Origin of the sequence: Streptomyces sp. 1-11 (assembly GCF_007176755.1) — a bacterium.
Lineage (GTDB): Bacteria > Actinomycetota > Actinomycetes > Streptomycetales > Streptomycetaceae > Streptomyces.
Genome location: NZ_BJTV01000010.1, coordinates 204241 through 230075, shown reverse-complemented (window position 1 = coordinate 230075; position 25835 = coordinate 204241). Strand labels below are relative to the sequence as shown.

Annotated in this window: 18 protein-coding genes; 7 read left to right on the top strand and 11 right to left on the bottom strand. The window is 75.3% G+C overall.

Features of this window, described 5'->3' with window-relative positions; genetic code table 11:
- The first annotated feature begins 102 nt into the window (after nucleotides 1-102).
- Entirely contained in the window at nucleotides 103-1887 is a 1785-nt protein-coding gene (locus tag TNCT1_RS22500) for a LuxR family transcriptional regulator (protein WP_143634984.1), read from the top strand.
- Between the two features lie 217 nt (nucleotides 1888-2104).
- On the opposite strand, the gene TNCT1_RS22495 is transcribed toward TNCT1_RS22500, so the two are convergent.
- The gene (locus TNCT1_RS22495) at nucleotides 2105-4717 is read right to left on the bottom strand and encodes a CHAT domain-containing protein (protein ID WP_143634982.1); all 2613 of its coding nucleotides are present in this window, start codon (nucleotides 4715-4717) and stop codon (nucleotides 2105-2107) included.
- Nucleotides 4718-4845: 128 nt separating this feature from the next.
- Between TNCT1_RS22495 and TNCT1_RS22490 the strand changes: the two genes are divergently transcribed.
- Genes TNCT1_RS22490 through TNCT1_RS22480 form a run of 3 tightly spaced genes read left to right on the top strand, consistent with a single transcriptional unit; the run spans nucleotide 4846 to nucleotide 7393 of the window.
- Nucleotides 4846-6270 (top strand): S8/S53 family peptidase, encoded by a 1425-nt coding sequence (locus TNCT1_RS22490; RefSeq protein WP_143634980.1) that lies wholly within the window; start codon nucleotides 4846-4848, stop codon nucleotides 6268-6270.
- Nucleotides 6267-6905, top strand: coding sequence for an RNA polymerase sigma factor (locus tag TNCT1_RS22485; RefSeq protein ID WP_174266399.1), 639 nt, complete (start codon nucleotides 6267-6269; stop codon nucleotides 6903-6905). The genes TNCT1_RS22490 and TNCT1_RS22485 overlap by 4 nt, the downstream gene beginning before the upstream one ends.
- Nucleotides 6902-7393 carry a hypothetical protein gene (locus TNCT1_RS22480; protein WP_174266398.1) on the top strand — a complete coding sequence of 164 codons (492 nt, stop codon included), beginning with the start codon at nucleotides 6902-6904 and terminating at the stop codon, nucleotides 7391-7393. The genes TNCT1_RS22485 and TNCT1_RS22480 overlap by 4 nt, the downstream gene beginning before the upstream one ends.
- Before the next feature lie 17 nt (nucleotides 7394-7410).
- Here the strand turns inward: TNCT1_RS22480 and TNCT1_RS22475 are convergent, their stop codons facing one another.
- From TNCT1_RS22475 to TNCT1_RS22440, 8 genes are all read right to left on the bottom strand, one after another.
- Nucleotides 7411-9399 (bottom strand): ABC transporter ATP-binding protein, encoded by a 1989-nt coding sequence (locus TNCT1_RS22475; protein WP_143634976.1) that lies wholly within the window; start codon nucleotides 9397-9399, stop codon nucleotides 7411-7413.
- A 591-nt stretch (nucleotides 9400-9990) separates the two neighbouring features.
- Complete coding sequence (locus TNCT1_RS22470; RefSeq protein WP_143634975.1) at nucleotides 9991-11232, bottom strand: cytochrome P450; 1242 nt, start codon at nucleotides 11230-11232, stop codon at nucleotides 9991-9993.
- Between the two features lie 89 nt (nucleotides 11233-11321).
- The gene (locus TNCT1_RS22465) at nucleotides 11322-12113 is read right to left on the bottom strand and encodes an N-formylglutamate amidohydrolase (RefSeq protein ID WP_143635136.1); all 792 of its coding nucleotides are present in this window, start codon (nucleotides 12111-12113) and stop codon (nucleotides 11322-11324) included.
- Between the two features lie 211 nt (nucleotides 12114-12324).
- Nucleotides 12325-14544 (bottom strand): NADP-dependent isocitrate dehydrogenase, encoded by a 2220-nt coding sequence (locus TNCT1_RS22460; protein ID WP_143634973.1) that lies wholly within the window; start codon nucleotides 14542-14544, stop codon nucleotides 12325-12327.
- A 287-nt stretch (nucleotides 14545-14831) separates the two neighbouring features.
- Nucleotides 14832-15245 carry a DUF4186 domain-containing protein gene (locus TNCT1_RS22455; protein ID WP_143634971.1) on the bottom strand — a complete coding sequence of 138 codons (414 nt, stop codon included), beginning with the start codon at nucleotides 15243-15245 and terminating at the stop codon, nucleotides 14832-14834.
- Between the two features lie 220 nt (nucleotides 15246-15465).
- Complete coding sequence (locus TNCT1_RS22450) at nucleotides 15466-16551, bottom strand: mechanosensitive ion channel family protein (protein WP_143634969.1); 1086 nt, start codon at nucleotides 16549-16551, stop codon at nucleotides 15466-15468.
- A gap of 176 nt (nucleotides 16552-16727) precedes the next feature.
- Nucleotides 16728-18260, bottom strand: a complete 1533-nt coding sequence (locus tag TNCT1_RS22445) for an amino acid permease (RefSeq protein ID WP_143634967.1) — start codon at nucleotides 18258-18260, stop codon at nucleotides 16728-16730.
- A 39-nt stretch (nucleotides 18261-18299) separates the two neighbouring features.
- Complete coding sequence (locus tag TNCT1_RS22440) at nucleotides 18300-19292, bottom strand: hypothetical protein (RefSeq protein ID WP_143634965.1); 993 nt, start codon at nucleotides 19290-19292, stop codon at nucleotides 18300-18302.
- A gap of 263 nt (nucleotides 19293-19555) precedes the next feature.
- Between TNCT1_RS22440 and TNCT1_RS22435 the strand changes: the two genes are divergently transcribed.
- Genes TNCT1_RS22435 through TNCT1_RS36985 form a run of 3 tightly spaced genes read left to right on the top strand, consistent with a single transcriptional unit; the run spans nucleotide 19556 to nucleotide 23639 of the window.
- Entirely contained in the window at nucleotides 19556-20986 is a 1431-nt protein-coding gene (locus tag TNCT1_RS22435) for an FGGY family carbohydrate kinase (RefSeq protein WP_143634963.1), read from the top strand.
- Nucleotides 20983-22386, top strand: coding sequence for an FAD-dependent oxidoreductase (locus TNCT1_RS22430; protein WP_143634961.1), 1404 nt, complete (start codon nucleotides 20983-20985; stop codon nucleotides 22384-22386). Before TNCT1_RS22435 ends, TNCT1_RS22430 begins: the two co-directional genes overlap by 4 nt.
- Nucleotides 22383-23639 (top strand): FAD-dependent oxidoreductase, encoded by a 1257-nt coding sequence (locus tag TNCT1_RS36985; RefSeq protein WP_216856674.1) that lies wholly within the window; start codon nucleotides 22383-22385, stop codon nucleotides 23637-23639. Before TNCT1_RS22430 ends, TNCT1_RS36985 begins: the two co-directional genes overlap by 4 nt.
- A 160-nt stretch (nucleotides 23640-23799) precedes the next feature.
- Here the strand turns inward: TNCT1_RS36985 and TNCT1_RS22415 are convergent, their stop codons facing one another.
- Together TNCT1_RS22415 and TNCT1_RS22410 are read right to left on the bottom strand one after the other, a co-directional pair.
- Nucleotides 23800-24564 (bottom strand): crotonase/enoyl-CoA hydratase family protein, encoded by a 765-nt coding sequence (locus TNCT1_RS22415; protein WP_143634959.1) that lies wholly within the window; start codon nucleotides 24562-24564, stop codon nucleotides 23800-23802.
- 158 nt (nucleotides 24565-24722) lie between these two features.
- The gene (locus TNCT1_RS22410) at nucleotides 24723-25790 is read right to left on the bottom strand and encodes a lysylphosphatidylglycerol synthase transmembrane domain-containing protein (protein WP_143634957.1); all 1068 of its coding nucleotides are present in this window, start codon (nucleotides 25788-25790) and stop codon (nucleotides 24723-24725) included.
- Nucleotides 25791-25835 lie beyond the last annotated feature (45 nt).

Sequence of the window (25835 nt, the reverse complement as noted above, 5' to 3'; positions counted from 1 at the left end):
GGCCTGGACCGACAGAGTGCCGTACCCGGCGGTCCGGGCACCTGAGTCGGGGGGTACTCAAGTCGGCGTGTATCAGAACTGAGCAGGCGCGCTCCTGTTCGTGTGACGACTCACGATCAGGACGCGAAGACGCTGGAACTGCCCTGGCCGTTCACCGGGCGCGAGGACGAACTGGACCTGGTGCGACGGGCGTTGTCGGGCGTACGGCCCGGCATCGTGGTGACCGGACCGCCCGGCCGGGGCAAGACCCGGCTGATCACGGAAGCCGCCCGGGGCCTGGACTGCGCCCGGGTGACCGGCACTCCCGGGACCCGCGGCCTGCGCTTCGCGGCCTTCGCGCACCTGCTGCCCGACACCGTCTCGCTCCATCGCGCGGTGCGGCTCCTGTCCGGCGTACGCCTCCTCGTCGTCGACGACGCCCATCTGCTCGACGAGGCCTCCGCCGCGCTCGTGCACCAGCTCGCCGTGCGGGGCGGCACCCGGCTTGCGGTGACCGCCACCGACGGCGTGCCCGTGCCCGGCGCGGTCTCCCGGCTGTGGACGGGGGAGCTGCTGCCGCGCCTGCCGCTGCCGCCGCTGCCCCGCGAGGACACCGACCGGCTCCTCGCCACCGCCGGCCTCGAAGCACTCACCATGAGCCGCCTGCACCGGTTGTGCCAGGGCGATCTGCGGCTGCTGCGGGACCTGCTGGGGGCGCTGCGCGGCTCTGGTGCGCTGATCCGGCTGCCGGGCGGCGGCGGATGGGCGTGGCGCGGTCCGGTCCCGGTCACCGCGACCGTCCGGGAGCGCCTGGCCGACGTCCTCGACCGGTCCGACGCCGACGAGCGCGAGACCCTGTACCGGCTCGCCTTCGCCGAGCCCCTGCCGCTCGCCCTCCACGGCCTCGACCCGGACGTCCTCGAACGGCTCGAGCGGGACCGGCTGATCGCCGTCGACGGCCACGGCTCGGTCCGCCTCGCCCACCCTCTGCACGGCCCGGCCCTGCGCGCCACCGCGGGCCCCCTGCAGGCCCGTCGGCTGGCCCGCACCCCGGACCGGTGCGAACCCGCCCTGGCGGTCGAACGGGCCGCGCTGGAACGCCGGCTGGAGCGGCACGACGTGCGGGCCGTGCCGACGCCGGTCGGGGACTGGCTGCTGTCCGAGGGGCTGCCGGTCCCGGGCGGCTACGCCGCCGTACGCGCCCGGTACGCCCGGCTGCGCGGAGAACTGCGCGAGGCGGCCGCCTGGGCGCGCGAAGGGCTGCGCGCGGCGCCGGAGGACACCGACTGCCGCGTCGAACTAAACTTAGCGGCAGGTCAGTCGGGCGACGTCACGGGCACCGGGGTGTGGGCCGCGGCGGCCGGCGGCGACCTCGACGGCGCCCTGGAGCGGATCGCCGGGGACGAGGTGCTCGCGCTGTACGACGCCGTGCGGCTCGGGGCGCCGGAGCGGGTCGCCGGACGGCTGACGGGCGACGGTGTGTTCGCCCGGCACGCCGACGCGCTCGCCCGCGGCGACGGCCCCGCCCTCGACCGGGCCGCCGACGCGCTGGCGGAGCGCGGCTTCCTGCTGTTCGCGGCCGAGGCGCACGCGCAGGCCGTACCGGTCCACCGCGACCCGCGCGCCGCCCGTCTCTCCCGCACCCGGGCGCTGGCGCTGGCCCACCGCTGCCAGGGCGCCCGCACGCCGGCGCTCGCCGGACTCGTCCTCGGCGAACTCACCGCGCGCCAACGGCAGATCGTCGCCCTCGCGGCGTCCGGTCTGAGCAACCGGCAGATCGCCGAGCGGCTGACGCTCTCCGTCCGGACCGTCGGCAACCACCTCTACGGAGCGTACGCCCGCCTCGGCACCGGCGACCGCGCAGCCCTGCCGTGGCTCACGGACGCCGCCACAGCGGAACCCGCCTGACCAGAGGGGCCCGTACCGCGTGCGGGCCCCTCCGAACGGCGCACGCGCTCCCGGCCCGGCCGTCCTCACGGCCGTCACAACGCATCCGGCCATGCTCCCGGCCCGGCCGTCCTCACGGCCGTCCCAACGCATCCGGCCACCGTGCCGGCCCGGCCGTCCTCACGGCCGTCCCAACGCATCCGGCCACCGTGCCGGCCCACCCCCTGCGGCCGTCCTCTCAGGCCGCCCCGAACGCCGCGAACGCCCACCCCGTCGCCTGGTGGACCGCGTCACCCGGCTGGGCGGCGCGGGCGTCGCGCAGGGCCTCGGCGAGGGAGAGGCCCGCGTCGAGGCCCTTGTGCAGGGCGAGCATCAGCGGCACCACGGCCGCGTCGTTGACCGGCGCGCTGCTCGCCACCACCCCGGCCGTGCCCAGGGGGAGCAACGCGGTGACCAGGCCCAGAAGTTCGTCGGCGCCCACCGAGGCGAGCCGGGCGGTGTCGCAGCTCGACAGGATGATCCGGTACGGGCTGCGGGCCAGGCGCTCGAAGTCGTGGACGATCAGCGGGCCGTCCGCCATCCGTAGCGCGGAGAACAGCGGACTGTCCGCACGGAACGTGCCGTGCGCGGCGAGATGCGCGAGGGCCGCGCCGTCCAGGTGCTCCAGCACCCGGGGCACTTGCGCCCGCGGCCCCTCCAGCACCGTGGCGTCGCCGTACCGGTCCGCAAGTTCGGGCACCTCCGCGCCGCCCGTGGCCAGGCCCGGGCCGCGCACCAGCACATGCCGGCCGCCGCCCGGCGGCGCGGTCTCCCGCGCCCGCAGCCAACTGCCCGCCGACGGCGACACACTGAGCACCCGCTCCCGCAGCGCCGGCAGCAGCGCCCACGGCACCCGGTGCAGCGCGCCCGGCGGCACGATCACCACGGGACCGGACCCGAGACGCGCCGCGGCACCGCCCAGCAGCAGTTCCTCCAGGCGCCGGCCGGCCGCCTCCACCAGCGGAAGCCGCGCCTCGCCACCCGGGTGCGCCAGCCGGCGCAGCCCGGCCTGCACGTGCTCCGCCTCGGACACCGCCTCCGCGAGCGCCCCGCCCGAGAACCGCCGGACCCGGCCCCGCCCGCACAGCAGGATGTGCACCCGGCCGTCCACCACGGCGAGTTCGACCAGCCGGGCGTCCCCGAGACGCTCCAGCAGCCGGGCCGTGTCGAAGCGGCCGCCGACGCCGGGCGCGTCACCGCGTATGTGGTGGGTGCGGGAGCGGATCTCCCGTTCCAGCCGCCGCTGTTCGCGCTCCAGGGCGGGCACCGGCCGGCCCTCCATCCGCGCCTCGTCGGCGCGGGCCGCTATCTCCCGGTAGGCGGTGATCCCGCCGAGCAGCGCCGGGTCGGCGGGCGGCCGGGCGGGCGGCGCGGCCAGCACGGTCGCCCGCCACCGCTCGCTCCACTCCAGCAGCCGTCGCGGACCGCCCTGCGCCAGGCCCACCTCCTGGGCGAGCGCGGCCAGTTCCGCCCCCTGCGCGGTGACACGGGCCCGCAGCTCGGAGGCGCCCAGGGTCATCCGGTGGTCGTCGAGCACCGCCAGGCCCCGCCGGCAGGCCTGCAGCACGCCGCGCCCGGAACCCGCCGCCCGGGCGCGCAGCGCCTGCGCCACCCAGCCCGTCACCCGGGCCGGCGGCGGACCGGAGTGCCTGCCGCGGGCGGCGGCCGCCAGATGCCGCTCCGCGTCCGCCGTCCGCCCCAGCGCCAGCGCGATCCGCCCGGCGAGCAGCGAGGCCTCCGGCGCGGCGGGCGAACCGAAGGAGGCCAGCCGCTCGGCGACCCGGGCCGCGTCCGCGACCAGCCGGCCCGAGCCGGGCCCCGCCGCCGCCCGCGCCTCGGTCAGCACCAGCCGGGCGTGCGTCTCCCACCAGGTGCGCCGCTGCCTGGCGAACAGCCGGACCGCCTGGGCGGCACGGTCGGTGGCGACGTCCGCCTTGCCGGCCGAGCGGGCGGCACGCGCCGCGGCCAGCAGCAGCTCGGCCTTGCGCGTGGACTGCCCGCCGATCCGGTCCAGCAGCGCGATCGCGGTGTCCGCCTCGGTGAGCGCCTCGGGCGCGAGCCCGGCGGCCATCAGCACCTCGCAGCGCCGCACCGACAGCATGAAGGTGGGCGTGCCGAGCTTGGCGTACCGCTCCTGCGCCTCGTCCAGCAGGCGCAGCGCGGCCGGGATGTCCCCGGAGCGGAACGCGGCGAGGCCCCGGCTCTCCACCGCGTCCGCCTTGTCGTGCTCCTGGCCGGTGGTGTCCCACAGCCGCTCCGCCGCCGTGAAGTCCGCGACCGCCCGGTCCACCGCGCCCAGCGCCAGGTGCACGGTGGCCCGCAGCGTCAGCGCCCGCGCCGTCCAGATGCCGTCACCGGCCTGCCGCAGGGCGGGCAGCGCCCGGCGCACGTCCTCGAGCGCCTCCCGGTGGTGGCCCAGCACCCACCACACATAGGCCCGCCGGTAGCGCACCCGGGCCCTGGTGTGTCCGCTGCCCCGCGCGACCCCCTGCTCGAACGAGGCCAGTCCCTGCCGCGTGCGCCCCGCGTGCACCAGTGCGACCCCCAGTGTCGCCAGCACGTCCGCCTCACGCTCCGCCGACTCGGCCCGCGCGGCCAGGTCACGGGCCCGGCGCAGATGCCTGAGGGCGATCCGCAGGTCGCCGAAGTCCCGCTGCCAGATGCCGAGCACCTGGTGCGCGACGCTGGCGTGCAGCGGCGGCGGGCCGGTGTGCAGCACGTGCTCCGCGCGCGCCCGGGCCTCGCCGGGGTCGGCGAACACCAAGGGCAGCAGTTCGAGGACCGGCTCGCTTCCCGCTGTCACCCCTCGCATGGTAGTGGCCTGCGCAAACCCGTCCCACGGGTTCGCCGTTGTCACCGAGCGCCGCACCGGCCGGCTGTATCAACGGGCCGTCGGGCGACTCTGACTGTCGGACACCGTCCCGAGGGGGAGGACACACCATGGCACCTCAGCGATTCCACGAGCAGTTCGGCCACATCCAGCGCGCGATGCCCGGCACCGCGCTGGCCATGGGACCGGACGACGCCGCGGAGTTCCTCTACGAGAAGGGTGTCGTCCTCGCCCGCGACGGCGAGGAAGCGCGGCTGGTCGAGGACACCGTGCGCCGTCACTTCACCGACACCCGGGGCCTGGTCCCGGACCACGTGCGCCGGACCGGCCCGGCGGCCAACCGCACCGGCGTCACCCGCATCCGGGTCGGCGACCCCGGCCTCGGCGAGGACGTCGTCCCGCACGCCCTGGGCGCCCTGCGCGAGGCCGAGGGCCGCCAGGGGCGCCGCCTGGTCAGCCGCAACCACGTCGTGCACATCGCGGTCAACGCCTGCCCCGGTGACGAACCGGTCCCCGCGCGGCACGGCGAGCCGCCCAACCCGGCCCCGGCCGGCACCCCCTACGACCCGGCCACCGCCGTCGGCGTCCTCGTCGTCGACACCGGCCTGGTGCACGACCACGGCTCCTACCCGCCGCTCGCGCACACCACCGGCGACCCGCAGGCCGTCGAGACCGGCCCCGACGGCGTGCTGCGGCAGTACGTCGGACACGGCACGTTCATCGCCGGGATCGTCGCCGCCGTCGCCCCCAACACCGACATCACCGTGCGGGGCACGCTCGCCGACGCGGGCGCCGTCCTGGAGTCGGAGTTCGGCGCCAGGCTCTTCGAGGCCGTCGACCAGGGAGGCTGGCCCGACATCATCAGCCTCTCGGCCGGCACGTCCAACGGCCGCACCGACGGACTGCTCGGCCTCGACGCCTTCATGCGGGAACTGCGCGAGCAGGGCACCCTGCTGGTGGCCGCCGCCGGCAACAACGCCAGTGAGAACCCCTTCTGGCCGGCCGCCTACGCCGCCCTCCCCGAGTACGAGGACTGCGTGCTGTCGGTCGGCGCGCTGCGCGGGGACGGCGAGTCCGGCGCCTGCTTCAGCAACCACGGCCCCTGGGTACGGGTCTACGCCCCCGGCGAGCGCCTCACCGGCGCCCTCACCGGTTTCCGCACGCCCGTGCCCTACGTCTACCAGCACTCCACCTACGACTCCTGCCGGTACGGCTTCGAGTACGTGTGCACCTGCCAGTACCCCCGGCACTCGGGCGTGCTGAGCGAGACCCCGGAGAGCGGCGCCGGCAAACCCGACCAGGTGATGTTCGACGGCCTCGCGCAGTGGAGCGGCACCTCCTTCGCCACCCCGGTCGTCGCCGGGCTGGTCGCCGCCCACATGACGGCGCACAAGGAACGCGACCCGCGCGCGGCCAGGGCGCAACTGCTCGGCTCGGTCAGGGAGTCCGCGGAGGTGCGCGGGGCGCACGTGCCGGTGCTCCGCCCGGCCACCTGGCGACCGACCCCGGTCGCGATCCCGGTCCAGCACGTATGAGGGCCGGAACGCTCCGCTCCACGGCGTACGATGACGTGCCGTACACGAGGGGTGGAGCCGTGGACCGAACAGAGGTCGGCGCGCTGGTCCGGTCCGCGGCCGACGGCGACGCTGCGGCCTGGAAGGCGCTGGTGGAAGGACTGAGTCCGCTGGTGTGGTCGGTGGTGCGCGCACACCGGCTCTCCGAAGCCGACGCGCACGAGGTCTACCAGACCGCGTGGTTCCGCTTCGCCCAGCACCTGCACCGCCTCCGGGAACCCGACAAGGCGGGCTCCTGGCTGGCCAGCACGGCCCGGCACGAGTGCCTGAAGGTGCTGAAGGGGCTGACCCGGCTGACGCTGACGGACGACCCGCAGGTGCTGGACCGGGCCAGTGAGGAACGGACGCCGGAGCAGTCGCTGATCGACTCCGAGGAGGAGGCCGCGCAGGCCGAGCGGATCCGCCGGCTCTGGCAGGAGTTCGAGGCGCTCGGCGAGCGGTGCCGGCAGTTGCTGCGGGTGCTGATGGCCTCGCCCCCGCCGAGCTATCTGGAGGTCTCGGCCGCGCTCGGCATCGCGGTCGGCAGCATCGGCCCGTTGCGCCAGCGCTGTCTGCGCCGGCTGCGGGCCCGGATGGACGAGCGGGGAGCGGCATGAGCGGCGGCGCGCACTACGACGACGGATTCCCGGAGGAGGGCTTCGACGACGACGGGTTCGACGGCGCCCTGCTGGAGGAGGAACTCCGCCAGGCGGCCGCCGCGCTGGACCCGGTCCCGGCCGAGCTGCGCCAACTGGCCCTGGGCGCCTACGCGCTGCACGACCTGGACGCCGACATCGCCGAGCTGACCTTCGACTCGCTGGTGGACGCGCTGCCCGTCAGGGGAGTGCCGGACGCGCCCCGGATGCTGACCTTCCGAGCGGGCGCCCTCATCGTCGACGTCGAGGTCACCGGGGAGGGCCTGATCGGCCAGGTGCTGCCGCCGGGCCCGGCCCGCGTCGAGGTGCTGGGCGGCCCGCAGACGGCCCGGCCGGTCACCGTCGACACCCTGGGCCGCTTCACCAGCGACGCCCCGCCCACCGGCCCGTTCGCCCTGCGCCTGCGCACCGGCGGCCAGGTGGTCGTCACGGAGTGGCTGCGGGCCTGAGGACACACCCCGCCCGGTCACGCGGGGTCCGCGACGGTGGGGGAGGCGGGGCGGGGGACGGAGCCCGCGGAGGCGTACTGGGCGGCCTGGGCGTCGAACATCGAGGCGTAGCGCCCCCGGGCCGCCATGAGCTCCTCGTGGCTGCCCTGTTCGACGAGCCGCCCGTGGTGCAGGACGTGGATGCGGTCGGCGTGGCGGACGCCGGACATGCGGTGGGTGACCAGGACGACGGCGCGGTTCGGGGCCGCGAGCCGGCGGATGCGGTCGAACGCGGCGATCTCGGCTTCCGGGTCGAGGGCGGAGGTGGGCTCGTCCACGATGAGCAGGCCGTCGGCGTCCGAGGTGGAGCTGCGCCAGTGGGTGCGGGCCAGACCGATCTTCTGCCACTCGCCGCCGGAGAGTTCGCTGGCGCCGCGGAAGATGCGCGCGAGCAGGCTGTGCAGGCCGTCGGGGAGCTTGGCGATGACCGGTCCGGCACCCGCGTAGTCGACGGACGGCCGCAGGTCGTCGGGACCGGCCTCCCGGGCGGGCCGGCCGATCCGGATGTTCATCGCCGCGGTGACCGGCCAGCGCTGGAAGTCCTGGGTGAGCAGCGCGACGCGGTCGAAGACCTGCGAACGGTCCAGGGAGGCGATCTCGGCGTCGCCCCACCGCACCGTCCCGTGCTGCGGCAGCAGCAGGCCCGACAGCACCTTCATCAGCGTGCTCTTGCCCGAGCCGTTCTCACCGACCACCGCGGTGACCGAGCCCATGGGCAGCGTGAGCGAGACCTCGTCCAGGGCGGGTGTCTCCCGGTCCGGATAGCGGTAGCCGACCCGGTCGAGGACGACCTCCCGGACCCGCGCCGGAAGGGGGTCGCCCCCGCTGGGAACGGTGCGGCGCGCCGCCTCGCCCAGGAACCGGGAGTGGTCGCGGACGTAGAGGGACTCCTCGTGCAACTGGTTCACGTTCATCACCAGCGCGCCCAGGCTCGCCGAGCCCGACCGGACGGCGATGACGGCGGTCCCGGCCACGGCCAGGCTCATGTGCCCGCCTCTGATCAGCAGGAACATGGCCGTGTACGTCGCCGCCATGGCGAGCCCGGACAGCGCGGCCGCCACCCACTCGGTGACGGCCTTGCCGGCGGCCAGCCGCTCCTGCTCGGCCTCGGCGCTCTCGGCCATGCGCTCGTACCGGCTGAGCAGGAACGGGCCGACGGCGTGGATGCGCACCTCCTGCGCCGCGGTGCGCTCCGTGAGCAGGTTGCCGATCAGGCGGGCGGCGCGCACGTGCTCGATCCAGCTCATCACCGACACGTACCGCTCCTGCGCCACCCGCATCGCGCCCCAGCCGCGCGGCGCCGCGATCAGGATCAGCATCGGCAGGAGCACCGGGTGGAGGATGGTGAGCACACCGGCCGTGGAGATCAGCGAGATGGTCCCGTTCAGGGCGGCCACGCAGGCGCTGATCATGCGGCTGGCGGACGCGGCGCCGAACTGGGCGACGTCGATCAGCCGCCGGAACTCCGGGTCCTCGATGGCCTCCAGCTCCACCGAGGCGGCGGCGGACAGGTACTGGGTCGTGGCGATCCGCTCGACCAGCGGTTCGAGGCGGCCGGCCCGCGAGGTGGACCAGCCGGCCAGACCGGAGTTGACCACGGCGGCCCCGGCGGCGAGGAGCAGGCCGGGCAGCACCGCGTGCAGCCGCTGTCCGGGGGTGCCCGAACCGAGCAGCGCGTGCATCACCGAGTTGACCGCGAGGAGCCCGACGGCCGCGGCGAGGCCCTGCCCGATCTCGCTGACCGCCACCGCCAGCAGGGCGCGGCGGTCCGCCCGCCACGCCATCCGCAGGGTCGCCCCGACCAGCCCGGGCATGGAGCGCAGCGCCGACGTCATCGTCAGGTCGAGCCGGGCGCCCTCGTGCTGCGACCAGCCGAAGTCGTAGCGCAGGGGGCCACCGAAGAGCTCCCGCTCGGCGTCGGAGACCTCCGGCTCGGCCGGCCGCACGCGTCCGAGGAACCTCTTCATCGGGCGCCTCCCCGCGCGGACCGGCCGGGCCCGCGGAGAGCCGGTGCGGACGGCCGCGGTGTCACGGCGGGCTGTGCCTGTGCGTCGGTCGGTGTCAATGCTGTCTCCCCCTTGACGGCTGTGCGACTGGTTCGTACGGCTCAACGAATCAGCCGGAGTTTCCGAACACATGTGTTTCGGACGCGTCGGCAACCCCGGTATCGAGCGCGCGCCGGAGCGTGCGTACTGCATCGACCGGTGCGGTGCAAGGAGGCGGGCCGGAACGGCCATGGCCGAAACGCCGACCGTCGAGGTGCCGGGAGAGAAAGGGCTTGGCGAGACGGGGTCGGGCGGGACGTTTTTGGGCGAGACGGGGTCAGGGGGCGGGTCGGGCGTGAAGGGTCAGTCGGGCCGGGCGGGAAGGGTCAGCCGGGCCGGGCGGGACGGGCCGGGCGGGACGGGCCGGGTGGGCCGGACGCGGGCCGCCGGCCCGCGATGCGGGGGCGTTCCTGTGTGCGGGGGCGTGCCCGTGCGCGGGTTCGGCCGGCTCGGCCGCGCCGGGCCGGCGGCAGGGGACCGGGGGCCGGGGTTGTGCGGCCGGACCGGTCCGGGTCACCAGGTGACGGGCAGGGTGAGCGGCCCGCGGATCATCGTCCTGTGCCGCCAGCGGACCTCCTCCGGCGGGACGGCGAGGCGCAGGCCCGGCAGGCGGTCCAGGAGCGTGTCGACGAGCAGTTCGGTCTGCAGGCGGGCGAGGACCGCCCCGGTGCAGTAGTGCGGGCCGTTGCCGAAGGCCAGGTGCGGGTTGGGGCACCGGTCGGGGTCGATACGGTCGGGGTCGGGGAAGACGGCCGGATCGCGGTTCGCGGCCAGGTAGGAGACGTAGACGGGCTCGCCGGCCGCGATGCGGTGACCGCCGACCTCCACGTCCTCCAGGGCGATCCGGGCGAGCCCGACCGTGCTGCGGTGCGGGATGTGGCGCAGCAGTTCGTCGAGGACGGGACCGCGCGCCTCCGGGCGGGTGCGCACGCGCTCCAGCAGCTCCGGGCGGGTCAGCATCAGGAACAGCATCTGGCCGCAGTTGTGGGTGACCGCCTCGCCGCCGATCTGCAGCGGCCCGGCGAGGCCGACGGCCTCCTCCTCGCTGATCTCGCCCCGGGACACGGCGGCCCCGAGCAGCGAGTAGACGTCCTCGTCCGTGCTGTGCGCGCGGGCCCGGACGGCGTCGGTGATCCAGCCGTACAGGCCGGTCTTGGCGGCCTGCGCGGCCTCGGCGCCGCCGGAGGTGGAGATGATCCGCCGGGTCCAGGCGTGCACCTGGGCGCGGTCCGCGGGCGGTACGCCCATCACCTCGCTGACGACCGTGATCGGGAAGGGCTCCAGCACCCGCTCGACGAGGTCGGCGGGCGGTCCGTCCCGGACGACGCCGGCCACGAGCTCGTCCAGGATGCGCTGCGCGCGGGGCCGCAACCGCTTCATGGCGCTGACCGTGAAGGCCCCGGCGACCGGCTTGCGCAGCCGGTTGTGCTCGGGCTGGTCGGCCCAGGCCAGCGAGCCCGGCCGGGGCGTGAAGTCCGGGGCGAGCCGGGTCACCTGACGGCGGGTCACCTCGGTCCGGCCGAACCTGGGGTCGTTGGTGACCAGCTTCACGTCCTCGTACCGGGTGGCCAGCCAGGCCCACCCCTCGCCGAACGGCAGCCGGATCCGGGTCAGCGGGCCCTCGCGCATGAGGGCGGCGAGGACCGGGTCGAACTCGGTCCCGTCCAGGTCGGGCGGCAGCCAGTCGCGTACGGGCGGCGGCCAGTCCCGTTCGGGCGGCGCGGCCCGGCCGGTGAGCGTGATCTCCTCCGTCATGCCCACCACCTTCGTACGCGCCCCGCCCGCTGTCCTGCCGGAGTGCTCCAGCCGGAGGGCCCGGGCCCGCGCCGGACCCGGCCGCGCCGCTACACGGCGTCCACGAGCGCGGCCAGCGCCCCGGCGAGGTCCTCGAGCCCCGGCCCTGCGGGGCCGCCGGGCTCGGTCATGTAGGTGTCCCGGCGGATCTCCACCATCAGCGCGCTCACCCGGGCCTCGCGCCCGTAGTACTCCAGCGGCACATAGGTCCCGCTGAACGGGCTGTCCAGCCCCGTGCCCCCGCACCCGGCGAACGCCTCCAGGGCCGCCTCGCGCAGCCGGGACGGGGTGTGGAAGGCGTCCGTGCCCAGACACACCGGCGGCCGCGGGCCCGCCCCGTGCAGCTCGTAGGGCAGGGCCTGGCGCGGATAGGAGTGCACGTCGATCACGACCGCTCGCCCGGTCGCGGCCAGCCGCCCGGCCACCGCCTCGGTCATCGCACGGGCGTACGGCCGGAAGTACCGCCCGAGCAGCGGCTCGGGGTCGGTGTCCGCGGCCCGCAGCGCACCGCGGTGCGTGGTCCCGGTGTACACGGCCCCCATGCCCACGGCGAGCATCTCCTCCCGGTCGTCCGGGAACCGCTCCGGATCCACCACCAGCCGGGACAGCCGGTTGACGAACCGCCAGGGGGTGGTCCCGGCGAGGGCCGCCGCCCGTTCCGCGATCCGCGCGGTGTGCGCGTCGGTGATGTGGTCCAGTTCCCGTTCGAGCGCCGCGTCGTCCAGCACGATGCCCGCGCGGACGTCGTCCGGTATCGCCCGCGACGAGTGCGGCACGTGCAGCAGCACGGGCGACTCGGCGGAACCGGGCAGGAGTTCGAACGAGGGGGCGTGCTGGGGCACGGGCTGCACGGGCTGCTCCACGGGTGTCGGCGGGACCGTTCATGATCAAGGTGCCACACGGCACTGACAACGCCCTGGGCGTCCCGCCGGCGGACGGGCACGACGGGCGGGGCGCACCGCGCCGCCGGTGCCCGGCACGCCTCCGCCCCGGCCGGGGGCACCGGCCGGGGCGGAGGTCTCACTCAGTGCGGCGCCTGGCGCGCCGCGGGCGTCAGCTCAGGGACGCGAGCGCCGAGTTCCAGGTGGCCGACGGGCGCATGACCGCGTCCGCCTTGGCCTTGTCCGGCTGGTAGTAGCCGCCGATGTCGGCCGGCTTGCCCTGCACGGCGATCAGCTCTTCGACGATCTTCTGCTCGTCGGCCGCGAGGGCCTCGGCGAACGCGGCGAACGCCTTCGCCAGGTCGGCGTCGTCGGTCTGGGCGGCCAGCTCCTGCGCCCAGTACAGGGACAGGTAGAAGTGGCTGCCGCGGTTGTCGATGCCGCCGAGGCGACGGGTCGGGGACTTGTCCTCGTTGAGGAAGGTCGCCGTGGCGCGGTCGAGGGCGTCGGCGAGGACCTTGGCGCGGGTGTTGCCGGTGGCCTCCGCGTACTGCTCGAGGGACGGGACCAGGGCGAAGAACTCGCCGAGGGAGTCCCAGCGCAGGTAGTCCTCCTTGACGAGCTGCTGGACGTGCTTCGGGGCGGAGCCGCCGGCGCCGGTCTCGAACAGGCCGCCGCCCGCCATCAGCGGGACGACCGACAGCATCTTGGCGCTGGTGCCCAGCTCCAGGATCGGGAACAGGTCGGTCAGGTAGTCGCGCAGCACGTTGCCGGTGACCGAGATGGTGTTCTCGCCGCGGCGGATGCGCTCCACCGAGAGCTTGGTGGCCTCCACCGGCGACAGGACCCGGATGTCCAGGCCCTCGGTGTCGTGCTCCGCCAGGTACTGCTCGACCTTGGCGATCAGGTTGGCGTCGTGGGCGCGGGTGGCGTCCAGCCAGAAGACGGCCGGGTCGCCGGTGGCACGGGCGCGGGTGACGGCGAGCTTCACCCAGTCCTTGATCGGGGCGTCCTTGGTCTGGCAGGCGCGGAAGATGTCGCCGGCGGAGACCGTCTGCTCGATCACGACGTTGCCGGCCTGGTCGACCAGGCGGACGGTGCCGGTGACCGGGATCTCGAAGGTCTTGTCGTGGCTGCCGTACTCCTCGGCCTTCTGCGCCATGAGGCCGACGTTCGGGACCGAGCCCATGGTCGACGGGTCGTAGGCGCCGTTGGCGCGGCAGTCCTCGATCACGGCCTGGTAGACGCCGGCGTAGGAGGAGTCCGGCAGCACCGCGAGGGTGTCCCCCTCCTGCCCGTCCGGGCCCCACATGTGGCCGGAGGTGCGGATCATGGCCGGCATCGAGGCGTCGACGATGACGTCGGACGGCACGTGCAGGTTGGTGATGCCCTTGTCGGAGTCGACCATCGCCAGCGCCGGGCCCTCGGCCAGCTCGGCGTCGAAGGAGGCCTTGATCTCGGCGCCCTCGGGCAGCGCCTCGATGCCCTTCAGAATGCCGCCCAGGCCGTCGTTCGGGGTCAGGCCGGCGGCGGCGAACGTCTCGCCGTACTTCGCGAACGTCTTCGGGAAGAAGGCGCGCACCACGTGACCGAAGACGATCGGGTCGGAGACCTTCATCATCGTGGCCTTCAGGTGCACGGAGAACAGGACGCCCTCCTCCTTGGCGCGGGCGACCTGCGCGGCCAGGAACTCGCGCAGCGCGCCGACGCGCATCACGGAGGCGTCGACGACCTCGCCCTCGAGGACCGGCACCGACTCGCGCAGGACGGTGGTCGAGCCGTCGTCGCCCTTGAGCTCGATGCGCAGCGAACCGGCCTCGGAGATCACCACGGACTTCTCCGTGGAGCGGAAGTCGTCCACGCCCATCGTCGCCACGTTGGTCTTGGAGTCGGAGCTCCAGGCGCCCATGCGGTGCGGGTGGGTCTTGGCGTAGTTCTTCACGGACGCGGGGGCGCGCCGGTCGGAGTTGCCCTCGCGCAGGACCGGGTTCACGGCCGAGCCCTTGACCTTGTCGTAGCGGGCGCGGATCTCGCGCTCCTCGTCGGTCTTGGGGTCGTCCGGGTAGTCGGGCAGCGCGTAGCCCTTGCCCTGCAGCTCGGCGACGGCGGCCTTGAGCTGCGGGATGGACGCCGAGATGTTCGGCAGCTTGATGATGTTGGCCGCGGGCGTCTTGGCCAGCTCGCCCAGCTCGCTCAGCGCGTCGGGGATGCGCTGGTCCTCGTTCAGGTACTCCGGGAACACGGCGATCAGGCGCCCGGCCAGCGAGATGTCCCGGGTGTCCACGGACACGCCGGCCTGCGCGGCGTACGCCTGGACGACCGGAAGGAACGAGTGCGTGGCGAGGGCCGGGGCCTCGTCTGTGTACGTGTAGATGATGGTCGAGTCAGTCACCGGGTGCTCCGCTCCACGTCTGCAACATTGCTCGACATCAAGATATCTCGTGATCGGGTCCGGCTCGACAGGGGTCCCGGCCGGAAAGTCGTGCCGCGCCGGCGCAACCGGACCCCGTCTTCGTGTGGTCATGACAAAGGATCACGCTGACCACGCGTGATCGCCTCCGACCGGCGGCCGGACCTGACCACCCGGCCGCCCGAACGAAAGCGGACCATGAGACATCGCACGTGCCGGCCGCCCGCGCCACCGCCCTGGAACCCGCCCTCGCCCTCACCCCCGGCCGATCAGCCGTGGCGGGCGGCGCCCGGCCCGGCGCCGCCCGCCACCTCGCGCTCGATCCACCGGCAGATCACGTCCACCACGTACACGTGCTCGGCGCGGCTCAGCTCCCGGCCCCGGGCGACGCCGTGCCAGCGCTCGAGACAGCCGCGGCAGCAGGTCGCGGTGGCGTGCTGGGCGACGAACACCGGATGTCCCCGGTACGGCGTCTGTCTGCCGTCCTTGCGCGGCCGCGCCGGGGCGAGCCGCTCGGCGGTCAGGTCGTAGGCGTGCCACCGGATCGTGGCCGGCCCCTTCTCCCGGGCGAGGGCCAGCTCCCGCCCGCGCAGGTGGAACTTCGCCCGGAACGGCTGGCGCGCGATCGCGTCGAGCCGTTCGTCGAGGGAGCGGGCGGCGGGGTCCGGCGACGGGGAGGTCATGGCCCTTCGAGGGTATGCCGACCGCCGCTGCCCGGTCCCGCCCGGCCTGGGCCAGCCCTGATTCCGCCCGGCCTGTGCCGGCCCCAGGGCTGCCCTGTGCCGGCCCCGGTCCCGGTCCCGCCCGGCCTGTGCCGGCCCCGGGTCCTGCTCAGGCGTCGGCGCCGGGGCCTGTTCGGGCACCGGCGCTCCGGGTGCCGCTCAGGCGCCGGCGCCGAGCGTCCTACTCGGGCACAGCCGGGGCCGCGTCCAGTGCGCCGCGCTGCTGCGGTATCACCACCGTGCCCTGCTGCAGGGCCACCGTCCTCGTCGGGGACGGGATGTGGATGCCCTCCTCGCGGTAGCGGCGGTGCAGGCGCTTGATGAACTCGTGCTTGATGCGGTACTGGTCGCTGAACTCGCCGACGCCGAGGATCACCGTGAAGCCGATGCGCGAGTCGCCGAAGGTGTGGAAGCGGATCGCGGGCTCGTGGTCCGGGACGGCGCCGGTGGTCGAGGTCATGGTCTCGGCGATGACCTCGTGGGTGACGCGCTCGACGTGGTCCAGGTCGCTGTCGTAGCTCACGCCCACCTGCACCAGGATCGTCAACTGCTGCTCGGGGCGCGTGTAGTTGGTCATGTTGGTCTTGGCGAGCTGGCCGTTGGGGATGACCACCAGGTTGTTGGAGAGCTGGCGGACCGTCGTCTGGCGCCAGTTGATGTCCACCACGTAGCCCTCCTCGCCGCTGGTGAGCCTGATGTAGTCACCCGGCTGCACGGTCTTGGAGGCGAGGATGTGGATGCCCGCGAAGAGGTTGGCGAGGGTGTCCTGCAGGGCCAGCGCGACCGCGAGACCGCCGACGCCCAGGGCGGTGAGCAGGGGCGCGATGGACACGCCGAGCGTCTGCAGCACGACCAGGAAGCCGATCGCCAGCACCAGCACCCGGGTGATGTTCACGAAGATGGTGGCCGAGCCGGCCACCCCCGAGCGGGACTGGGTCACCGAACGGACCAGGCCCGCGATCACCCGGGCCGCGGACACGGTCACCACCAGGATCAGCCACACCTCGAGGAACTGGTCGGCGTGGTGCCGGACGGTCCGGGTCAGCGGCAGCACCGCGGCGGCCACCGCCGCGCCGCCCGCGATCGCCGCCCACGGGACGACGGAGCGCAGCGCGTCCACGATGACGTCGTCGCCGCTCCAGCGGGTCCGCTTGGCGTGCCCCGCCAGCCAGCGCAGCACCGTGCGGGACAGGAACGCCAGCAGCAGGCCCGCGGCCACGGCGATGCCGGCGAGGACCAGGTCGTCCAGGGTCAGCGAACGGTTCACCGGTCACCCCCGGGGCGCGAGAGGGCGGCGCGGAGCCTGGAGTGAGGTTGCGTCACTTTGTCACCTGTTCGATGTCGTGCATGTGCGATCGCGCCGGCCGCCGACGTCGTCGGCGAGCGGCGCGATCGCACATCCTGCCGTATCCGGCGGCCGGGCCGGCACCGGGACGGCGCGGATCAGACGATGCCCTCGGCGAGTTCGGCCTGATCGCGGTCGTCACCGTAGGCGGCGGTGGTGGGCGTGCCGTACGAACGGCGGGCCACGTACCACCAGACGCTGGCCAGCAGCAGCACGACCACCAGCGCCACGGCCGCGTAGTTCATCGTGTCGACGGTGACCGGCGAGGACTGCGGCAGGCAGAACAGGACCGTCACACAGGCCACCCAGATCACCGCGATCCAGCCGACCGGCCTGCTCCACCGGCCAAGACTCCACGGCCCCGGCCGGAACCGGTCGCCGGCCCGCAGCCGCAGCAGGACGGGGATGGCGTACGCGGGCGTGATGCCGATGACGTTGATGGCGGTGACCGCGCCGTACGCCGTCGCCGAGTACAGCGACGGCAGCGCGAGCACACCGGCGACGATCACCGACAGCCACACCGCGGCGACCGGCGTCTGGGTGCGGCTGCTGACCTTGCGCCACAGGTGCGAGCCCGGCAGGGCGCCGTCCCGGCTGAACGCGAACACCATGCGGCTGGCCGCGGCCACCTCGGCGTTGCCGCAGAACAACTGGGCGACGATCACGACGAGGAGCAGCGCGCTGGCCCCGTCGGAGCCGAGGCCGTCGAGCAGGATCTGCGCGGGCGGCACCCCGGTGTCCGTGGCGCGCGTGGCGTCGTAGTCCTGGATGGCGAAGGTCAGCCCGGCCAGCAGGACGAAGCCCGCGATCCACGACACCCAGATGGCCCGCACGATGCCCTTGGCGGCGGACACCGAGGCGTTGGAGGTCTCCTCGGACAGGTGCGCCGAGGCGTCGTAGCCGGAGAACGTGTACTGGGCGAGCAGCAGGCCGATCGCCGCCACGTACAACGGGCTCGACCACCCGGTGTCGTTCACGAACTCGGTGAACACGAAGGACGGCGACTGGTGGTGGTCGGGGACGATGGCCAGCGCGCCGACGATCAGCGCGACACCGGCCAGGTGCCACCACACGCTGACCGAGTTGAGCAGGCTGACCAGGCGGACGCCGAACAGGTTCAGCACGGCGTGCAGCAGCAGGATGCCGCAGAAGATCAGCATGGTTTTGCCGGGGGTCGGCTCGAAGCCCCACTGGAGGTTGGCGAACGCGCCGGCGAACAGCGCGGCCCCGTAGTCGATGCCGGCGATCGCGCCGAGCAGCCCGAGCAGGTTCAGCCAGCCCGTGTACCAGCCCCAGCGGCGGCCGCCGAGCCGGTCCGCCATGTAGTACAGGGCGCCGGAGGTCGGATAGGCGCTGGTGACCTCGGCGAGCGCCAGGCCGACGCAGAGCACGAACAGGCCGACGCCCGCCCAGCCCCACAGCATCACGGCCGGCCCGCCGGTGCCGAGGCCGAAGCCGTACAGGGTCATGCAGCCGGACAGGATCGAGATCACCGAGAAGCTGATCGCGAAGTTGCCGAAGCCGCCCATGCGGCGGGCCAGCACGGGACGGTAGCCGAGCTCGCGCAGCCGCTGCTCCTCGTCGTGCTGCGGCCGGGCGGGGGAGGGCGATGGATCGGGGACGGGGGACATGCGGAAACCTCCGGGAAAAGGGGGGAACGAGGGGGAGTGTCAGGAGCGGGTGCCGGGATCCTCCCCGGCCGCGCGGCAGCGGTCCCTGGCCCGCAGGAACACGTCCACCGCGGTGCCGCGGCCCGGAGAGCGGTACATCCAGGGCGGCGGCGTGAAGTACGGGCCGATCGCCTCGAACACCCGGCCCGCCTCGGCGAACAGCTGCGCGCCCCACAGCGCGTGCGCCAGGTGGTTGAGGTCCAGCAGCGAGCGCTCCGCGCGGGGCGCGTGCCCGAACCAGGAGCGCCAGGCCCGCACGGCCTCACGGGCGGCGTCCTCCGCCACCCAGTGCAGGTCGAGTGCCATGTCGTGCCCGGCGGCCCGCCGGTAGCGCTCGACCCGGACGTACAGCGGCAGCACGTACAGCGCGGAGCCGGCCGGCGCCGAGGCGGCGGCCCACTGGGCGTAGCCGGCGGCCTCGGCCAGCCGGTCGGAGGCGGCGGTGGCGTACAGGAACTGCAGCATGCGGTGGTGCGCCTCGCGGTTGTGCGGGTCGCGCTTGCCGGCCTCGGCCAGCAGCCCCCAGGGGCCCGGCGGCAGCAGGGGTTCCGGCGGCGGCGTCCGGTGCTCGGGCCAGCGCTGCTCCGGGTCGAGCTGGGCCAGCGCCAGCAGGCACACCCAGGGCACCGGGTCCTGCGGGGCGGCCTGGGTGGCGGACTGCGCGGCGTCCCACGCCTCGATCCACAACTCGTGTGCCTTCAGGTGCCGTTCGCGCTGCGCACGCAGGGCGCGCTCCACGCCGACCCGGGCGTGCATCACCGCGGCCGGCACACTGTGCGGCTCCTCCGAGAGCCAGGCCCGCACCACGTCGGTGCCGGCCGCCGCGGCCGCGAGGATCTGGGTGCGCTGGGTCCACTGCCACCAGCTCGTGGTGTCCGCGAGCAGCGTGCGCATCGCCATCCAGCGGCCGGTGCGCAGGTCCTGCAGGGCGCCGCGCAGGGCGCCGTCGTGACCTGCGGGATCGTAGGAGGGGCGGGCGCCCTCTCTGGCCATCAGCCACCCGCCCCGGTCCGCGAGCGGACGGGAAGGGTGACGCGGTGCGCTAGCAACAGCCCTCCTCGGGGCGGTGGTTGAGGGGCACGTACGGGGTCGGCGGTCACTATAGGGGTGTCCTCCACGGCGTGCCATCGCCGCCAACTCAACCTCCACAAAACGTTGTTGATCATCGCGCGACCCGGCTTGACGCCGGACGCCGCCCGGCGGCAGGCTGTTCGCGCCGATCTTCGAGGGGCCGGACGGACGCGCGGGAGGATGCGATGACGGGGCCGGTGCTCGCCGTCGACCAGGGCACGTCCGGCACCAAGGCGCTGGTCGTCTGTCCCGAACGCGGTGTCCTCGGCACCGGGTTCGCCGCCGTGCGGCCCCGGCACCTGCCCGGCGGACTGGTCGAGGTGGACCCCGAGGCGCTGTACGCCTCCGTGCTGGAGGCCGGCCGCGCCGCACTGGCCGAGGCGGGCGAGGCCGTCGTGGCGATGGGCCTGGCCAACCAGGGCGAGACCGTGCTCGCCTGGGACCCCGCGACCGGCCGCCCGCTCACCGACGCCCTCGTCTGGCAGGACCGGCGCGCCGAGACCGTGTGCGCCGGGCTGGCCGACCGGGCCGAGGAACTGCGGCAGCTCACCGGCCTGCCCCTCGACCCGTACTTCGCGGCGCCCAAGATGGCCTGGATCCGCCGCCACCTGACCCGCGAGGGCGTCGTCACCACCTCCGACGCCTGGCTGGTGCACCGGCTCACCGGCGCCTTCGTCACCGACGCCGCCACCGCGGGCCGCACCCAGCTGCTGGATCTGGACGGCGCCCACTGGTCGGCGCGGGCGCTGGAGGCGTACGGACTGCTCGGCGAACGGCTCCCGGAACTCGCCGACAACGCCCAGACCGTCGGGACGACTCGGGCGTTCGGGCCGGAGATTCCCCTCACCGGCCTGATCGTCGACCAGCAGGCCGCCCTGCTCGCCCAGCGCGTCACCGGGCCGGGCGGCGCCAAGTGCACCTACGGCACCGGCGCGTTCCTGCTCGCCCACACCGGCGGCGCCCCACGGCGCGGCGACTCCGGTCTGGTGAGCTGTGTCGCCTGGCGGCTCGCCGGCGACACCGGCTACTGCCTCGACGGACAGGTGTACACGGCCGCCTCCGCCGTGCGCTGGCTCACCGACCTCGGCGTCATCTCCTCGGCCGCCGACCTCGACCCGGTCGGCGGCGCCGTCCCCGACAGCGGCGGCGTCACCTTCGTACCCGCCCTCGCCGGGCTCGCCGCCCCCTGGTGGCGCGGCGACCTGCGCGGCTCCCTGACCGGGCTCGGCCTCGACACCGGGCCCGGCCACCTGGTGCGCGCCCTGTGCGAGGGCCTCGCCGCGCAGGTGACCGAGCTGGCCCGGGCGGCCGCCACCGACCTCGGCGCCCCCCTGGACACGCTGCGCGTCGACGGCGGCCTGACCCGCTCCGCCCTGCTCATGCAGACCCAGGCCGACCTGCTGCAACGCCCCGTCGAGGTCTCCGCCCTCCCCGACGCCACCGCGCTCGGCGCCGCCGCCCTGGCCCGGCTCGGCGCGGACCCCGCGCTGAGCGTGGCCGAAGCCCTCCCCGACTGGAAGCCCGCCGCCGTGTACGAGCCCCGCATCCCGGCCGACCTGGCCACCGAACGCCTGGCCGGCTTCCGCACCGCGGTCGCCGCGCTGCTCGGCTCATGACGGTCACCGCCGACGGGCCGCTGCCCGCACACCCGTACGACGTCGCGATCGTCGGCGGCGGGGTCGTCGGCTGCGCCGTCGCCCGCGAACTCGCCCGCCACCCCGGTCTGCGCGTCGCCCTCGTCGAGGCCCAGGACGACGTCGGCCAGGGCACCTCCAAGGCCAACACCGCCATCCTGCACACCGGTTTCGACGCCACTCCGGGCACCCTGGAGGCGACGCTGGTGCGCGAGGGCTCCCGGCGCCTGGCCGCCTACGCCGCCGAGTCCGGCATCCCCCTGGAACGCACCGGCGCACTGCTGGTCGCCTGGGACGAGGAGCAGCTCGCCACCCTGCCCCGGCTCGCCGACAAGGCCGGGCGCAACGGCTGCCCGGACACCCGGCTCCTGGACGCCGGCGAGCTCTACGCCCGCGAACCGCACCTCGGCCCCGGCGCGCTCGGCGCCCTGCACGTGCCCGGCGAGAGCGTCATCTGCCCCTGGACGACGACCCTGGCCTACGCCACCCAGGCGGTCCGCGCGGGCGTCCACCTGCACCTGAACACCCGGGTGTCCCGCTCCGACCGGCGCGACGGCACCCATCTGCTGGCCACCTCCCGGGGCCCGCTGCGCGCGCGGTACCTGGTCAACGCGGCCGGGCTGCACGCCGACACGCTCGACCGGACGCTCGGCCACGACGACTTCACCGTCACCCCGCGCCGCGGCCAGCTCATCGTCCACGACCGGTTCGCCCGCCCCCTGGTCCGGCACATCCTCCTCCCCGTCCCGACCGCCGCCGGCAAGGGCGTGCTGATCGCGCCGACCGTGCACGGCAACGTCCTGCTCGGCCCCACCGCCGAGGACCTGGACGACAGACGGGCCACCCAGTCCACCGCCGAGGGCCTCGCCCTGCTGCGGGAGAAGGGCCGCCGCATCCTGCCCGCGCTGCTCGACGAGGAGGTCACCGCCGTCTACGCCGGGCTGCGCGCCGCGACCGGGCACGAGGACTACCGGATCGCCGCCCACCCCGGACAGGCGTACGTCACCGTCGGCGGCATCCGCTCCACCGGCCTCACCGCGTCGATGGCGATCGCCGCCCACGTCGTGGAACTGCTGACCGGCACCGGGCTCGACCCCGGTCCGCCGCGCGAGCCGGAACCGGTACGGATGCCCGGCATCGGCGAGGATTCCCCGCGCCCGTGCACGCGACCCGAACTGGTCGCCGCCGACCCGGAGTACGGCGTGCTGGTCTGCCACTGCGAACGGGTCTCGCGCGGCGAGATCCGCGACGCGCTGGCCGGCCCGATCCCGCCGCGCACCCTGGAGGGCCTGCGCCGCCGCACCCGCGCCCGGGCGGGCCGCTGCCAGGGGTTCCACTGCGGCGCGGCGGTACGGCAGCTGTTCGAGGAGGCACGCCCATGACCGCGAACGCGCCCGTGCGCCGCGTCGACGTCCTCGTCGTCGGCGCCGGACCCGCCGGACTCGCCGCAGCGGCACGCCTGGCCGCGGCCGGCGCCGGCCGGGTGGAGGTGCTGGAGCGGGAGGAGCGGCCCGGGGGAGCGCCCCGGTACTGCGCGCACGGCGGCTTCGGCACCTGGACGCGTCCGCTCACCGGCCCCGGCTACGCCCGCCTCCTCACCGGGGCCGCGGTGAGCGCGGGCGCCGTGGTGCGCACCGGGGTGACGGTCCTGGAGTGGACGGACGCCGGGCCCGCGAGCCGGACGACGCCGGGCACCGCGGGCGCCCCGGGAGCCGGCGCCACGGTGACGGCGGGCCCGGACGGCGGGCCACGTTCCCCGGGTACGCGGGCCGGCGCGACGGCCGCCCTGGACGCCGCAGCGGTGGACGCGGCCGGCGGCCCCGAGGCACGGCGTGTCCCTCCCGCGGGCGGAACCTTCGGGCCGGGCGGCGACGCCCCTTCGGCGGCCGTGACCCTGTCCGGGGGCGGACCCGCGCCCGGGCGGCCCGCCGGAGCCGTACCCGGCGCCGTGACGGACGGCGACCTGCCGGGACCGGTCCTCACGCTCGTCGGGCCCGGCGGGCCGGAAAGGGTCACAGCCCGCGCCGTCGTGCTCGCCACCGGCGCCCGGGAACGCCCTCGCGCGGCCCGGCTGGTCCCCGGCACCCGTCCGGCCGGTGTCTACACCACCGGCGAACTCCAGCAGGCGGTGCACCTGTTCGGCCAGCCGGTCGGCACCCGCGCGGTGGTGGCCGGCGCCGAGCCGGTCTCGTACGCCGCGGCCGGCACCCTGCTCGCGGCCGGGGTCACGGTCGCCGCCCTGGTCACCGAGGAGAACCACGCCCAAGTGCCCTCCGCCCGCGCCCAGTCGGCGCGCCTTGTCCACCGCATCCCGCTCCTCACCGGCACCGCGGTCGCCGAACTCCTCGGCCACGGCCGCCTGTCCGGGGTCCGCGTGCGCCACCGCGACGGCCGCACGGCGGTCCTGCCCTGCGACACGATCGTCTTCACCGGCGACTTCGTGGGCGAGAACGAACTCGCCCGAACCGCCGGCGTCCGGCTGGGCGCGAGCCCGTACACCTCGCACCCCGGCGTCTTCGCCGCCGGCGGTCTGCTGCACCCCGGGCAGCCCGCCCGAGCGGCGACCCGGGACGGGGCGGCGGCGGCCGGAGCGGTGCTGCGCTGGCTGGCGGGCGCGCCCTGGCCCGGCGCCTGACCGGACCGGCCGGCCCCGCGAGCCGTGGGACGGCACGGCTCCCCGCAGCCGGGACGGCACGGGCCCTCAGAGTTCCGTGGACGGCACGGGTCCTCTGGGACGGCACGGATCCTCGCAGCCGGGACGGCACGGGACCTCAGAGCCAAGACGGCACGGGTCCTCAGAGTTCAGTGAAGGACCCGTGCCGTCCCGCGCCCCCGGCGAACCGCGCCGCGCCCTCCAGGCCCTCCGCCAGCACGGCGACGCCGTAGCGGAGTTCACCGCGCATCGCCGTCTCCTCGTCCTGTCCCTCCTGGTCCAGCAGCGAAGCCCGGTCGCCGCGCAGACAGGCCTGCGGGAAGCGGGCGACGGCCGCCGCGAGATCCTCGGCCTCGGCGCGGGCGCGGCCGGCCGGCACCACACGGTTGGCCAGGCCGATGTCGTAGGCCTCGCGCGCCGGTACCGGACGGCCGGTCAGGATCATGTCCATGGCCCTGCTGGTACCGATCAGCCGGGGCAGGCGCACCGTGCCGCCGTCGATCAGCGGAACGCCCCAGCGGCGGCAGAACACCCCGAACACGGCGTCCTCCTCGGCGACCCGGAGATCGCACCACAGGGCCAGTTCGAGGCCGCCCGCGACGGCGTGCCCCGCGACGGCCGCGATCACCGGCTTCGACAGCCGCAACCGGGTCGGTCCCATGGGGCCGTCGCCGTCCTCCGCGACCCGGTTGCCGCGCTCCGTGCCGACCGCCTTCAGGTCGGCGCCCGCGCAGAACGTGCCGCCCTCGCCCCACAGCACCGCCACCCGCGCGGTGTCGTCCGCCTCGAACGCCCGGAAGGCGGCGGCGAGTTCGGCGGCCGTCGGGCCGTCGACCGCGTTGCGGGCCTCGGGCCGGGACAGCACGACCGTGGTGACGTGCTCCCTGCGTTCCACGCGGACCGGCATGGGACCCCTCTCGCTGTGGTGAGGCCTGGCAGAGTACTCCCGGCGCGCCGGCGCCGCCGACCTCCGGGAAGCCCCCTTCGTGGACCGCCGGCACGGGCTTCCGCACCGGCCGCGTCTCCGGCCCGCCGGTGAGCCGGCGGCGCCGTGCGGAGCGCCGTTCAGATGACCTTCAGCCGCACCAACGCCCCCAGCGTCAGCGCCCCCGGCAGCAGCGGCAGCCACACGGTGATGACCCGGTAGGCCAGCACCACCGCCGTGGCCACCGCGGCCGGGCCGCCCGCCGCGACCAGCGCCACGACCAGGGCCGCCTCCACCGATCCGAGGCCGCCCGGCGCCGGCACCAGCGCGACCGCGACCGTCGCCGCGAGGTAGGCGAGCGCGATGTGCGCGGGCGGCACGGGCAGGTCCAGCGCCCGGCCCACCGCGGCCAGACCGGCCGCCTGGCAGGCCGGGAAGGCCAGCGAGCCGCCCCACAGGGCCAGCGCCCGGGCCGGACGCGTGTGCACCGACCGCGCCTCGGCCAGGGCGTCCCGCAGGAAGGCGGACACGGCCGTGCGCAGCCGCCGCACCAGGGTCAGCGCGGCCGCCGCCAGCAGCACCAGCGCACCCGCGCCGGCCAGCAGCACCGGCGCGTGACCGCCGGGCAGCGGCGTGCCGGGCCGCAGCGCGTCCGGGAAGGCCACCAGCAACGCGGCCAGCAGACCGAGCCGGCCCGCGCTCTCCGCCAGCAGGTAGAGGGCGAGCGCGGCCGAGGACCGGGCCGGCGGCACCCCGCACACGCTCATGAAGCGCAGGTTCACCGCGCTCGCCCCGAGCCCGGTGGGCAGCAGGTGGTTGGCCGCGCCCGCCGCGAACTGGGTGGCCAGCAGCCGTCCCTTCGGCAGCGGCTGCACCACCGCGCCCTGCCGGGTGAACGCGGCCGCCACCCAGGTCAGGCAGGTCGCGCCGGCCGCCGCCAGCAGCCACGGCCAGGAGGCGGTGCGCAACTGGCCGAAGCCCTCGGCGACCACCGAGCGGTGCCGCACCGCGGCCACGGCGAGCAGCACGAGCGGCACGGCGCACAGCACGTGCCGGACCGGGAGACGCCGGGGGAGGCGGCCCCGGGGGACGTCGGGGAATCGGAGCGCTGTCACACCGGGAGAGGTTCTCCGCGCCGCGCCAACGGCGGATGGCGCGGGCGCGGACGGCGGCTTACGGACGGGCAGCGGATGAGCGGAAGGAGTCATGGGGCCCTCCGGACGCGGGGGAGGCCGGCGGAATCGGGGAGGCGC